The organism is Pseudarthrobacter sp. efr-133-R2A-89 (assembly GCF_030209315.1).
Taxonomy (GTDB): Bacteria; Actinomycetota; Actinomycetes; order Actinomycetales; family Micrococcaceae; genus Arthrobacter.
This window is the reverse complement of sequence record NZ_JARVSE010000005.1, coordinates 163,381-175,733: the sequence shown is the minus strand read 5'-3', so window position 1 is coordinate 175,733 and position 12,353 is coordinate 163,381. Positions and strand designations below refer to the sequence as shown.

Annotated in this window: 9 protein-coding genes, 2 tRNA genes and 1 pseudogene; 8 read left to right on the top strand and 4 right to left on the bottom strand. The window is 65.3% G+C overall.

Annotated elements, in window-relative coordinates:
* Positions 1 to 75: 75 nt before the first annotated feature.
* From ilvN to ilvD, 3 genes are all read right to left on the bottom strand, one after another.
* A complete protein-coding gene (gene ilvN / locus QRM95_RS10010; RefSeq protein ID WP_018760055.1) occupies positions 76 to 588 on the bottom strand; it encodes an acetolactate synthase small subunit in 513 nt (170 codons plus the stop codon).
* Between the two features lie 2 nt (positions 589 to 590).
* Positions 591 to 2,498, bottom strand: coding sequence for an acetolactate synthase large subunit (locus QRM95_RS10005; RefSeq protein ID WP_285247613.1), 1,908 nt, complete (start codon positions 2,496 to 2,498; stop codon positions 591 to 593).
* A gap of 291 nt (positions 2,499 to 2,789) precedes the next feature.
* Positions 2,790 to 4,508 carry a dihydroxy-acid dehydratase gene (ilvD, locus tag QRM95_RS10000; RefSeq protein ID WP_285247612.1) on the bottom strand — a complete coding sequence of 573 codons (1,719 nt, stop codon included), beginning with the start codon at positions 4,506 to 4,508 and terminating at the stop codon, positions 2,790 to 2,792.
* A 257-nt stretch (positions 4,509 to 4,765) separates the two neighbouring features.
* On the opposite strand from ilvD, the gene QRM95_RS09995 reads away from it, so the two are divergent.
* From QRM95_RS09995 to QRM95_RS09975, 4 genes and pseudogenes are all read left to right on the top strand, one after another.
* A complete protein-coding gene (locus QRM95_RS09995; protein WP_285247611.1) occupies positions 4,766 to 5,764 on the top strand; it encodes a sunset domain-containing protein in 999 nt (332 codons plus the stop codon).
* A gap of 145 nt (positions 5,765 to 5,909) precedes the next feature.
* Positions 5,910 to 6,857 (top strand): annotated as a pseudogene (locus QRM95_RS09985) (PQQ-dependent sugar dehydrogenase).
* 115 nt (positions 6,858 to 6,972) lie between these two features.
* Positions 6,973 to 7,048: transfer RNA gene (locus QRM95_RS09980), tRNA-Lys, on the top strand.
* A gap of 489 nt (positions 7,049 to 7,537) precedes the next feature.
* Positions 7,538 to 8,182 (top strand): hypothetical protein, encoded by a 645-nt coding sequence (locus tag QRM95_RS09975; protein WP_285247610.1) that lies wholly within the window; start codon positions 7,538 to 7,540, stop codon positions 8,180 to 8,182.
* 136 nt (positions 8,183 to 8,318) lie between these two features.
* Here the strand turns inward: QRM95_RS09975 and QRM95_RS09970 are convergent, their stop codons facing one another.
* Positions 8,319 to 8,774 (bottom strand): MarR family winged helix-turn-helix transcriptional regulator, encoded by a 456-nt coding sequence (locus QRM95_RS09970; RefSeq protein ID WP_285247757.1) that lies wholly within the window; start codon positions 8,772 to 8,774, stop codon positions 8,319 to 8,321.
* 96 nt (positions 8,775 to 8,870) lie between these two features.
* Between QRM95_RS09970 and bcp the strand changes: the two genes are divergently transcribed.
* The 4 genes from bcp to QRM95_RS09950 all read left to right on the top strand — a co-directional run bounded on the left by bcp (position 8,871) and on the right by QRM95_RS09950 (position 12,278).
* On the top strand, positions 8,871 to 9,344 hold the full coding sequence (bcp, locus tag QRM95_RS09965) for a thioredoxin-dependent thiol peroxidase (RefSeq protein WP_285247609.1): 474 nt from the start codon (positions 8,871 to 8,873) through the stop codon (positions 9,342 to 9,344).
* Positions 9,345 to 9,441: 97 nt separating this feature from the next.
* Positions 9,442 to 9,523 (top strand) — tRNA-Leu (locus QRM95_RS09960).
* 231 nt (positions 9,524 to 9,754) lie between these two features.
* Positions 9,755 to 10,447 (top strand): fasciclin domain-containing protein, encoded by a 693-nt coding sequence (locus QRM95_RS09955; RefSeq protein ID WP_109045029.1) that lies wholly within the window; start codon positions 9,755 to 9,757, stop codon positions 10,445 to 10,447.
* Positions 10,448 to 10,610: 163 nt separating this feature from the next.
* Positions 10,611 to 12,278, top strand: a complete 1,668-nt coding sequence (locus QRM95_RS09950; protein WP_285247608.1) for an ABC transporter substrate-binding protein — start codon at positions 10,611 to 10,613, stop codon at positions 12,276 to 12,278.
* Positions 12,279 to 12,353 lie beyond the last annotated feature (75 nt).

The window sequence follows — 12,353 nt, the reverse complement described above, 5'->3', positions numbered from 1 at the left end:
CTCCTCTTGAGTGGTTGTAGATAGTGGTCTTGCGGTGCTGCGGTTGCGGGCGCCAGGTCCCGCCCGGGCTGGTGCCTAGGCGGAACGGAGGGCCCGGTCACTCATGGAGCGGGATCCCCGTCCAACGGCCAGGGTGCCGGACTGCACGATTTCGCGGATGCCGAAGGGCTCCAGCACTGAAAGCAGGGCTGTGAGCTTTTCCGGATGGCCGGTGGCCTCAATGACGACCGAGTCGGTGGACACGTCCACCACTGAGGCGCGGAACAGGTCTGCGGCCTGGGTTACCTGCAGGCGTGTTGCGGCATCCGCCCGTACCTTGACCAGGATGTGGTCGCGCTGTACGGAAGTTTCTGGTGTCAGCTCAACTATCTTGATCACGTTGACCAGCTTGTTGAGCTGTTTGGTGACCTGCTCGATGAGGTCGCCGTCGGCGTCGACCACCACGGTCATGCGGGACACGCCCGGCACTTCCGTGGGGCCGACGGCCAAGGAGTTGATGTTGAAGGCGCGGCGGGCGAACAGGCTCGCCACGCGGGTCAGGACGCCTGGCTTGTCCTCGACCAGGACGGAAAGTGTGTGGCGGCTCATGCTCAGTCTTCCTCTTCCCATTCCGGGGTCATGTTTCGGGCAACCTGGATCTGGTCATTGCTCACTCCGGAGGGCACCATCGGCCACACCATGGAGTTGGGGCTCACCACGAAGTCGATGACCACGGGGCGGTCATTGATTTCGAGTGCCTTCTGGATGGTGGCGTCGATGTCCTCTTCGCGTTCGCAGCGGAACGAGGCGCAGCCGTAGGCCTCGCCCAGCTTGACGAAGTCCGGGATGCGCACGGTGTCGTGGCCGGTGTTGAGGTCGGTGTTGGAGTAGCGGCCCTCGTAGAAGAGGGTCTGCCACTGCCGCACCATGCCCAGCGAGGAGTTGTTGATGACGGCAACCTTGATGGGGATCTTGTTAATGGCGCAGGTGGCCAGCTCCTGGTTGGTCATCTGGAAGCAGCCGTCGCCGTCGATGGCCCAGACCACCCGGTCAGGCTCGCCCACCTTGGCGCCCATGGCCGCGGGAACGGCGTAGCCCATGGTGCCGGCGCCGCCGGAGTTCAGCCAGGCGTGCGGGCGCTCGTACTTGATGAACTGGGCAGCCCACATCTGGTGCTGGCCAACGCCCGCGACGTACACGCCTTCGGGGCCGGTCAGCGCACCGATCCGTTCGATGACCTTCTGCGGGGCGATCAGGCCGTCGTCCGGTTCCGTCCAGCCCAGCGGGTAGGTTTCCTTGAGGTTGTTCAGGAAGGCCCACCAGGTGGTCAAGTCCGGCGTGCCGGAAGCCTCGAACTGGCTGCGGACGGCCTCTGTCAGTTCCGGAATGATCTCCTTGACCGAGCCCACGATGGGCACATCGGCGGTGCGGTTCTTGGAGATCTCTGCGGGGTCGATGTCAGCGTGGATGACCTTGGCATGCGGTGCGAAGGTGCGCAGCACGCCGGTCACGCGGTCATCGAAACGGGCGCCGAGCGTGATCAGGAGGTCCGACTGCTGAAGGGCCGTGACGGCGGAAACGCTGCCGTGCATGCCCGGCATGCCCACGTGCTGCGGGTGGGAATCCGGGAAGGCGCCCTTTGCCATCAGGGTGGTCACCACGGGCGCACCCGTGGCCTCGGCGAGGGCGCGCAGTTCCGCGGAGGCGTGCGCCTTCACCACGCCGCCACCGACGTACAGGACCGGCTTGGAAGCGGCGGCGATGAGTTTCGCCGCCTCGCGCACCTGCTTGTTGTGGCCGCGGGTGACCGGCCGGTACCCGGGCAGGTCGATCCTTGGCGGCCAGGAGAACGTCATCTGTCCCACCTGGGCATCCTTGGCAACGTCCACCAGCACGGGGCCGGGACGGCCGGTGGAGGCCAGGTGGAAGGCCTCTGCCATGACGTGGGGGATGTCGTTCGGGTCGGTCACCAGGAACGAGTGCTTGGTGATCGGCATGGTGATGCCCACGATGTCGGCTTCCTGGAACGCATCGGTACCAATGACGCCGCTGGCGACCTGGCCGGTGATGGCCACCAGGGGCACGGAGTCCATGTGGGCATCCATGATGGCGGTAACGAGGTTGGTGGCGCCGGGACCCGAGGTGGCGATGCAGACGCCAACCCGCCCGGTAACCATGGCGTAGCCTTGCGCGGCGTGGCCGGCTCCCTGTTCGTGACGGACCAGCACGTGGTTCATGGTGGAGGCCATCAAGGGGTCGTAGGTGGGCAGGATCGCGCCACCAGGCAAACCGAAAATGTCGTCGACGCCGAGTTCTTCGAGCGAACGGACGATTGCTTGCGAGCCGGTCATCACCGTCGGGGGTACGACGTTGTTCGGCCCAAGGACAGGAGAGACGGCAGCAAGGTCGGCGACGACGGCGGCATGCTCAGCCGTCCGGTCGGCGCGTTCCGGAGCCTTGGCGGCTCCAGCGGACTTGGTGGCCATCAGCGAGGGGCTGATGGGCGATCCTTTGCTCATCGGACTCTTCCTTGTGGATCTTCTCTGGTGTTGGAATGTGACTGGAAAGGCGGGAAATAAAAAAACCCCTCAGCCTGGTGGCTCTGTGAGGGGTTCGCGCGTGACGGTTCGTTACCAGGGCTAATGTGCCACGCGCTTGGTAAGGACGACGACGATGCCGGTAACGAAAGTCATGCGTTCAGTTTTCCCTCTGGTGTGATGGGTGTCAACGAGCAACAACCCTATCTCACCATGTGGACAACACTGTCCACTCTTTGATCCTATCGCGGAAGGACCAGCCGAAATCGAAGGTCAGCCGGTGTAGGCACCTTGGCTGGCACTGTGTACCAGCTTGGCGTACTTGGCGAGCACTCCCTTGGTGTAGCGGGCCGGAAGCGGCTCCCAGCCCACTTTGCGGGCTTCAAGTTCCGCATCGTCCACCAGCAGGTCGAACGTGCGCGCGGCGATGTCCACCCTGATCCGGTCGCCGTCCTTGACGAAGGCGATCGGGCCGCCGTCGACCGCTTCCGGCGCAACGTGGCCGATGCACAAGCCGGTGGTCCCGCCGGAGAAGCGGCCGTCCGTCAGCAGCAGGACGTCCTTGCCGAGGCCGGCACCCTTGATGGCGCCGGTGATCGCCAGCATTTCCCGCATGCCGGGGCCGCCCTTGGGACCTTCGTACCGGATGACCACCACGTCGCCGGCCTTGATCTCGCCGTTGTCAAGCGCGTCCAGCGCCCCCTTTTCACGCTCGAAGACCCGGGCTGAGCCCTCGAAGACGTCGGCGTCGAAGCCGGCGCTCTTGACGACGGCGCCTTCCGGAGCCATTGAGCCGTGCAGGATGGTGATGCCGCCGGTTTTATGGATCGGGTTGTCCAGGGCGCGCAGGATCTTGCCGTCAACGTCCGGCGGGTTGATCGCGTCGAGGTTTTCGGCGACGGTCTTGCCGGTAACGGTGAGGCAGTCGCCGTGCAGCAGGCCGGCGTCGAGCAGGGCCTTCATGATGACGGGCACGCCGCCGATCCGGTCGACGTCGGTCATGACGTAGCGGCCAAATGGCTTGAGGTCGCCCAGGTGCGGGATCCGGTCGCCGATTCGGTTGAAGTCGTCGAGGGTCAGCTCCACCTCGGCTTCGCGTGCGATGGCCAGCAGGTGAAGGACGGCGTTGGTGGAGCCGCCGAACGCCATGGTGACGGCGATGGCGTTTTCGAAGGCTTTCTTGGTCATGATGTCGCGGGCGGTGATGCCCAGGCGCAGCAGGTTGACCACGGCTTCGCCGGACTTGCGGGCAAATTCATCACGACGGCGGTCTGCCGAGGGCGGGGCGGCCGAGCCGGGGAGGGACATGCCCAGGGCCTCGCCGATGCAGGCCATGGTGTTGGCCGTGTACATGCCGCCGCAGGCGCCTTCGCCTGGGCAGATGGCCTTTTCGATCCGGGTGAGGTCTTCCATGCTCATCTTGCCCGCGGCGCAGGCACCCACCGCTTCGAAGGCGTCGATGAGGGTGACTTCCTTTTCGGAGCCGTCCTCGAGCTTCACCCAGCCGGGCATGATGGAACCGGCGTAAAGGAAGACGCTGGCCAGGTCCAGGCGGGCGGCCGCCATGAGCATGCCGGGCAGGGACTTGTCGCAGCCGGCCAGCAGGACCGAACCGTCGATCCGCTCCGCCTGCATGACGGTCTCCACGGAGTCGGCGATGACTTCGCGGGAGACCAGGGAGAAGTGCATTCCCTCGTGGCCCATTGAAATGCCGTCCGAAACCGAAATGGTGCCGAACTGCATGGGGAATCCGCCGCCTGCGTGGACGCCTTCCTTGGCGCCCTGCGCGAGGCGGTTCAGGGACAGGTTGCAGGGAGTGATCTCGTTCCACGAGCTCGCCACGCCAATCTGGGGCTTGGCGAAGTCGTCATCGCCCATGCCGACAGCCCGGAACATGCCGCGCGCGGGCGCCGCATGGATCCCATCGGTGACGACGCGGCTGCGGGGCTTGATATCAGGCGTGTTCTCGGTTGCGGTCTGGGCGTCACTCATAGGGGAAAGTCTAGGGCGCGCACCGCGGCCGGACGACCGTCAAATCAGCTTTCTGGTGAAATGACGGCAAAAATTGGCCAAATAGTGGACTTGTGTCTCACATAATGAGACGTCGCGGGTGTTCGAGGCTCCGGCCGGCCAACCTTGCGACCGGGTAGGACGCCTGCCTGCGGCCTGCGGCTTCTCTGGACAGCAGTGCCTGCCCGACGTAGCGTCGGGGACAGGACACCCCCGCCGCCCGGATCGAAAGGCCTGCCATGGACATTCTTTTCTGGATCATTCTCATCGTTGTTGTCGCGGCAGTCGTTTGGTGGCTGCTGAACCGCAACAAGTCGGCCAGTGCTCCTGGCGCCTCCGCCATCAGGTCGGATGGCGCCCTGGAGGGAGGCAGCGCCGCGGCTTCGGCCGAGGCTGCCGCGACCACCGGGATACCCACGGCAGCGGGCTTCGGCCGCGCCGCCGAACCGGAAGCCCCGCCAACGGCTGAGGAACCGGCGGATTCGTCGGCGACGCCACGGACGGCGGCACCCGCGGCTGCCGAGGCCACCGACAACCCGGTCCAGGGCCCTTCCGGCGCCAATGACGGCACGGCTTCTCCCGGCGCCGTCGGCCGGGAAGAGGAGCGCAGGCTGCAGGATGAAGCCGAGTGGGAAACCCAGTGGTCGGAGGCCGGGCCGTCCGGGTCACGGCCCGCACCGCCAGCCACCAATGATGCAGCGGCAACGGCCGCAGCGTCACAGGCAGCCCCGCCCGCCGCAGGGGCCGGGGCCGACGCGGCGGACGACGGCGCCGGGCGGCAGGAATCCCGGGCGCACAGCTCCCCCGCACCTGCCCAGACTGTCCAGTCTGTCGTCCATCATGACGAATACACCGCACCCCACGCCCCGACGCTGCCCGGCGCCGAGACGGCCGCCGGGGAAGAGACAGCAGCGGCCGAAGCGACGGACCATGCGGAGGCCTCGGCCCCGGCGGAGGAAGCATCAGGCCACCACGACGTCGCCCCGGGGCACAGCGAAGCGGCGGGAGAACCAGCCGGGCACCTTGCGGCAGAGGAACCGTACGGGGCAGGCTCGGCATCGCCGGCCGCCGACGGAAGCGGTCCGGCGGACTACAGCGTCAAGGGAGACGCCGCCGCGATGGTCTACTACGAAGAAGGACATCCCGACCATGAGCAAATCCGGGCGGACGTCTGGTTTGAGTCTGCCGCGCACGCCGAGGCTGCAGGTTTCCGCGCTCCGCGCCGCAAGCGGCTCTAGCCCAAAGACGGTCCGCCGCACGGCACCACGCCCCAGCTGGGCGGCATGCCTGCTCTTCCTGCTGGCAGCGTGAACCGGCTCGCCCGCCCCAACGCCTGGCAGCGGGGCCGGCACCACGGCCAATCCGCCCGTCTCCGTACCCGAGGTGCAGGAAAAGCTGGAACTGAAGCTGGCCGTCCCCTGGGCGGCCATCTTCCTTCAGGACGGCACGGCCATCATCTCCGAGCGTGGAACGGCGTTGTTGAAGGCGGTCCGCGACGGACAGGCCACCACCGTGGGCAAGGTCCCGGGAGTGGTGCCCGGCGGCGAAGGCGGCCTGCTGGGCCTGGCGCTGTCACCGCATTTTGACGTTGACCACTACATGTACGCGTACGTGACGGGGCCGGAGGACAACCGGGTGGTCCGGCTGACGCTCCAAAGGGGACGCCGACGGCGCACTCTCCCCCGGTCCACCGCAAACCGTCTTTGCCGGCATACCGAAAGCAACGACGCACAATGGCGGGAGGATCCGGTTCGGCCCGGACAGCTTCCTCTATGTTGGCACCGGCGACGCCCAGCGCCGGGAACAGCCCCAGGATCCGGTCGTCCTGGGCGGCAAGATCCTCCGGCTCGCCCCGGACGGCAGTCCGGCGCCAGGGAACCCGTTCGGCAATGCCGTCTACAGCCTGGGACACCGGAACGTCCAGGGGTTGGCCTGGGACGGCGAGGGCAGGCTGTGGGCCAGTGAATTTGGTCCCGACATCAATGACGAGCTCAACCTGATTCTTCCGGCGCCAACTACGGCTGGCCCGAAGTGACGGGCGCACCCCACCGGCCGGAATTCCAGGATGCAAAGGCCGTACGGCCGGCCACCGGTGAATCATCGCCCAGCGGCCTGGAAATAGCCGGCGGCACCGCGTACCTGGGTGCGCTTCGCGGGGAGCAACTGTGGGCCGTCACCCTCCACGGCACCGAGGCAGGAAGTCCTGTGGCCTATTTCACAGGAATGTACGGACGGATCAGGGACGTGATTCGCGACCCGAACGGCGGGTTGTGGCTGATGACGAACAACGAAAACCCTGATTTCGTGCTGGTTTTGGGGCTGCAGCGGTGACGGCATCTCCTTCGTGGGCGCCGATTTCACTTGCACCGGAAGTTCGTGTAGAGTTTCATGTCGTTGCGGAGATCAACGGGAAAGAAAAAGCCCGAAAGGTTGAAGCAAAGAAGATGCACCTCTAGCTCAATTGGCAGAGCAATTGACTCTTAATCAATGGGTTCCGGGTTCAAGTCCCGGGGGGTGCACCAAAGAAACCCCGTCTTTACTGGCCGAGAGGCCACGTAAAGGCGGGGTTTCGTTTTGCGCTTGCAACGGAAGTGCCACTGTGGGGATAACACTGGTTGGGCGCCTCCTGTCGGCCCAACCCGCAGCGGTGCGGCTATGACTGCCCTACACGTCGGCACGCCAGTTCCATAACGAGAACGGCTCGGGACCTCTTCAACCGTTATAGCTTTGACGACGACTACTGGTTTGCCGGACGGCGACCTGGTGGTTCACCTCCATTTCCCCATAATCTGCCTGTTGGCTTCCCGGAGGTAGTCGAAACCCTGCTCCGGCGAACCCGACACGCTGCAGGACGAGATCGGCAGGCCGGGCGAAGCTGTGGCTGGTCTTCTTGCAGGTTGCCATGATGTCCTGTCAGGGTGCGACCGCGGCCTGCCCGGGCTGCAAGCCGGGACCCGGGGTACCCGCACACCTGACCGGGGTACCCGTTTCCTCATTGAAAGTAGTCTCAGTTGAAAAAACAGCTCGCCGTCACTGCCGCCCTCGCCGGCATCACCCTGGCAGTCGCAGGATGCTCCGCGACCGTCACCCCCGGCCCCGGCACCGCCGTGTCCACGCCCGGCACGTCAGCTCCGACCACCGCGTCCTCCCCGGCAGCCTCCGCCGCGGCATCCACCGGATGGGAACTGAAGCCACAGGGCAGCGCTGACCGGATCAAGGCCGCCGGTCTGCAGGTCCTCAACGCCGAAGGCGCTGCAGAGCACTTCCATGCGCACTTGGACGTCCTCGTGGACGGCAAGCCGGTCGCCGTCCCGGCGGACATCGGCTTCAGCTTCACCCCGGCCGGCCAGCCCAACGGGATCTCCGCGCTGCACAGCCATGACAAATCCGGAATCATCCACATCGAAGCACCAACCGCCGGCGCCACCTACACGCTCGGGCAGTTCCTCACCGAATGGGGTGTCCTGGACGGCACCGACCCCACGCCCGGAACGCCACACTCCGCCCAGGACGGCTGGAGCGTGGCCGTCAACGGCGTTCCGCGCGACGGGAAGATCGCCGATGTGGTCCTAAAAGCCCACGACGAGGTCGTCCTGTTCCACGGCGCGGCGCCAACTCCGGTCCCCGCCACGTTCACCTTTCCGGCAGGGCTGTAGCCCCCTCACCGGCGGCCGCTGATGAAGACCCATATGTGGTGCGCGCGCACCTAACAGTGTGGCCGCCGGACACAAAAAAGCGTGGCCCCGGAATTCCTCGCCGGGGCCACGCTTCAATGGCGTTTTGAAAAGCCGGTTACTTGTTCGAGTCCACCAGCGCAGAGGCGTTGCTCGGCGTCGTCGCGAACTGGCTGGCGAGTTCACGTACTACAGCCTTGAGCTCCTGGCGCAGGACCTCGGGGTCGATCGAAGAGGAAGCCAACACCGAACGCTCCATCTCCACTGCCTGGGCTACCGCTTCCTTGCCACGCTCGGTCAGCGAGACCACGTGGCTCCTGCGGTCCGAGGTGCTCCGCACCCGGGCGATATGGCCGTGGGACTCAAGCCGGCTGAGCGTCTTGCCCATGGTCTGGGCCTGGACGCGGACGTACTGGGCGAGTTGGGCCTGGGTCATGGGCCCTTGCGCAGCCAGCACTTCGATGGCGATGACACCGGCGTGCGTGAGTCCGATGGCGCCAAGTTTTTCGTTCCAAGAGTGTTCAACGAGGCGCGCAGCAGTGGACAGGAGGCGCCCTGTGGGCCAGTGATCCATATCAGGCATAGCAGCCAGTATAACCAAGTGCCGATTAGCACTCGCCCCACCCGCTTACTAGGCTGTTGTGTCCCGCCCGCAACAAGGAGAAAAACAATGGCTGAAAGACTCGTTACCGGCGACAAAGCACCCGCCTTCACCTTGCAGGACTCACACGGGAAGGAGGTCAGCCTGGACCCGGCATCCGGCCGCTCCACCATTGTCTACTTCTATCCGGCAGCGTCCACGCCCGGGTGCACCAAGGAAGCCTGCGACTTCCGTGACAGCCTTGCCTCCCTGCAGGCCTCCGGATACGACGTCCTGGGCATTTCGCCGGACCCCGTCGGGAAACTGGCAAAATTTGCGGCAAATGAAGCCCTGACGTTCCCCCTGCTCTCCGATGAAGACCACGCAGTGGCCGAGGCCTACGGCGCCTGGGGCGAAAAGAAGAACTACGGCAAGACGTACCAGGGCCTGATCCGCTCCACCATCGTGGTGGATCCCGACGGCACGGTCTCCCTCGCACAGTACAACGTCCGCGCAACCGGACATGTGGCCAAGCTGCGGCGGGACCTCAACCTGGACGCCTGACCACGCCGCACCTGCCGGACCACCCCGCCGGCGCGACGCTACAATGGACACTGGCATCCCGCCGTCGAACGCCTTGCGTTCCTGTCGGGAAGCCTGCGCGCGAGTGGTGAAATTGGCAGACACGCAGGATTTAGGTTCCTGTGCCTTCGGGCGTGGGGGTTCAAGTCCCCCCTTGCGCACACCGCGGATCCCCCGGCTTCGGCCGGGGGATCCTTTGCTTTAAGCCGGCCCCCTGCTGCCAGTTCATGCCCCGAATAGAAAAACTCCACGGATCCACCCATCCACTTCCGCCCACCGGCCGAATAGCCATTGAGACACCAGCCAAGGGCAGGTGCTTACCCCAAAGTCAGACTGCAAGCCACGGGCACCGTTCCAAGGGCAGCAGGCTCAACGATCCAAGGAGTACTGAAATGCAGACCTTCAAGCGCACCACTTTCACCGTCGCAGGCGTTGCAGCGGCCGCTCTGCTCAGCCTCACCGCGTGTGGCGGTTCGGGCAGCACCTCCGGGTCCTCGGCATCTTCGGCGCCGATGTCCTCCGCCCCCAGCTCCAGCATGGCCTCACCGTCGTCCAGCGCGATGGCCAGCTCCTCGGCCGGCAGCATGGACCCGGCAGCAAACCTGGTCGGCCCGGGCTGCGCCGCCTACGCCCAGCAGGTTCCCACAGGCGCGGGCTCCGTAGCCGGCATGGCCCTGGATCCGGTGGCCGTCGCCGCATCCAACAACCCCATCCTCACCACGCTGACCGCATCGGTGTCCGGCAAGCTCAACCCCAAGGTCAACCTGGTGGACACCCTCAACGGCGGCGAATTCACTGTCTTCGCACCGGTGGATGACGCCTTCAAGAAGATTGACGCCGCCACCATCGACACCCTTAAGACGGACGATGCCCTGCTGAGCAAGATCCTGACCTACCACGTTGTTCCCGGCCAGATCACCCCTGACAAGATCGCCGGCACCCACGCCACCGTCGAGGGCGGCTCCGTCACCGTCACCGGCAGCGGCAACAACCTCAAGGTGGACAACGCCAACGTCATCTGCGGCGGCGTCAAGACCAAGAACGCCACGGTCTACCTGATCGACTCCGTCCTGATGCCCAAGTAGCCCTCACAGGCAACAGGCGTTCTTCGACCAAGCCGGGTTCCACTGGTTTTCCAGGGGCCCGGCATTGGCGTGTCCGGGTCCGGGCAGCGTCCAGGTCGTGTCCCTTAGACTGGATCCCGGCCCGCAAACGGCGGAGCCGGCAGGATCCAGAGGTGATAAACGAGTGCCCAGCAGTACATCGCGGCGGACTGCCCTCAAGGCCGGCGCCGTCCTCATGGCGCTGGGCGTGACATCATGCACAGGCACGCCGGCCCCCTCCCCCACGCCCGGCCAGAACAACTCCACGCCCGCGGAACCGGAAGCCACCTTCAGCTTCGGAACCGCCGCCCAGCCACTGGGCCTTGACCCGGCGTTGTCCAACGACGTCGAGTCCCAGCGCATCACGCGGCAAATCATGGAGGGCCTCGTGGGAGTTGACCAGACCACGGGAAAGCCGACGCCCCTGCTGGCCACCGAATGGAATGAATCCAACGAGGGCCGCACCTACACCTTCAAGCTCCGTACCGGCGTGACCTTCCAGGACGGCACCCCGTTCAACGCCGACGCCGTCTGCACCAATTTCAACCGCTGGTTCGCCTTCCCCGCCGAACTGCGGAAGCAGGCACCGGGCAGTTCCTTCAAGGGGGTCTTCAAGGCCCACTCGGACGAAGCCGGCCTCTCAATCTTCAAGAGCTGCACCGCGGTGGCCGCGGACACCGTGCAGATCGACCTCACCCAGCGCTTCACCGCGTTCCTGCAGGCATTGACACTGCCCGCATTCGCGATGGCCTCCCCCGCCGCCCTCGCTGCCGGCAAAGCCGACGTGCTGGACCAAAACCGCGGCGGCCAGGCCTTGTCCGTTTTCGCCACCAACCCGGTGGGCACCGGCCCCTTCACACTCGCCGCCTGGGGCAGCGACAACGTGACCCTGTCCAGCAACAAGACCTACTGGGGCGACCGCGGACAGATCGCCACCATCAACTTCCTGGCCTACAACTACCCGCAAACCCGCCTCCAGGCGCTTCTGGACGGAAAGATCGACGGCTACGACGCCGTGACCGTCGGGAACTTCGACCAGCTGGTCAAGCGAGGCAAGCAGATCGTCCAGCGCGACCCGTTCTCCGTGATGTACGTGGGCATGAACCAGGACGTCCCGGTGCTGCAAAACCAAAAGATCCGGCAGGCGGTGGAGCTTGCGATCGATAAGGAAACCCTGATCCGGAAGTTCTTCATCGACAACACCGCCAAAGCCACGCAGTTCGTCCCGCCCAAAATCAGCGGATTCAACAACGATGCTCCGGAACTGGGCCATGACCCGGAAAAGGCCAAGAGCTACCTCAAGGACGCCGGCTACGCGGGCGAGGAACTCAAGTTCTACTATCCCCTGAACGTCACCCGGCCCTACCTCCCGACCCCCGAAAAGGTCTACGCCGAGCTCAGCCGCCAGCTCACCGCCGCCGGCTTCAACATCCGGCCCGTCCCGGTCGACTGGGCCGATGGCTACCTCCAGAAAGTCCAGTCCCCCGGCGACCACGCCCTGCACATCCTCGGCTGGAACGGCTCGTACTCGGACGCCGACAACTTTGTCGGCCCGCTGTTCGGCGAGAAGAACGGCGAATTCGGGTACCAGGATCCGCAGGTATTCTCGAAAATCAACAGGGCCCGCGGCCTGCCGGACGGCAAGGAGCGCGATGACTTGTATCACACCATCAACTCCCAGATCGCAGCTACGGTTCCGGCCGTTCCCATCGCCTTTCCCATCTCCGCCCTTGCCCTGTCAGACCGGGTCCTGAGCTACCCGGCGTCCCCGGTCTTAAATGAAGTTTTTACGAAGGTCCAACTAAAGCCTTGACGGGCCGGTCCAATTTCAGTATGTCGGCTGCCCGGGGATATTCTGTGACAGCCAGAGCCGCTGCAATCGGAGACT